This is a genomic window from Mesorhizobium sp. M2E.F.Ca.ET.209.01.1.1 (assembly GCF_004010375.2).
GTDB lineage: Bacteria > Pseudomonadota > Alphaproteobacteria > Rhizobiales > Rhizobiaceae > Mesorhizobium.
Genome location: NZ_SADP02000461.1, coordinates 1 through 364 on the forward strand (window position 1 = coordinate 1; position 364 = coordinate 364).

At 61.3% G+C, this 364-nt stretch carries 1 protein-coding gene; it reads right to left on the reverse strand.

Annotated features, from left to right (window positions below; genetic code table 11):
• Nucleotides 1-25: 25 nt before the first annotated feature.
• Nucleotides 26-355 (reverse strand): MmcQ/YjbR family DNA-binding protein, encoded by a 330-nt coding sequence (locus EN852_RS36485; RefSeq protein ID WP_246694528.1) that lies wholly within the window; start codon nt 353-355, stop codon nt 26-28.
• Between the last annotated feature and the right edge of the window lie 9 nt (nt 356-364).

The window sequence follows — 364 nt, forward strand, 5'->3', positions numbered from 1 at the left end:
CTTCCGACGCCTCGAGGAATATTAGCTAGCCCACGCCAAGCCCCAATTCCTTGCGCGCCTGCTTCGTCAGCTTCAGAGCAACCAGGCGATGACTCTCGCGCAAATAGTCCTTCAGCGCACCATCATCCATGCTCTGGCTTGTCTGACGCTGGATCCACTTCATGCCGCGGGAGGCAAGATAGGGCGCGGGGCGCAGGCCGGGCTGCTCCTTGAGCACGTCATAGGCAACAGCGGAGCATTTGAAGGTGACGAAAAGCTGCTCACCCTGATCCCAGCCACCGATCGCAAACACCTTGGTCCCGACCTTCCAGACATGGGCGCCGCCCCATTGCACCACGTGGATCGTTGCCGGCAGCGAGCCGCA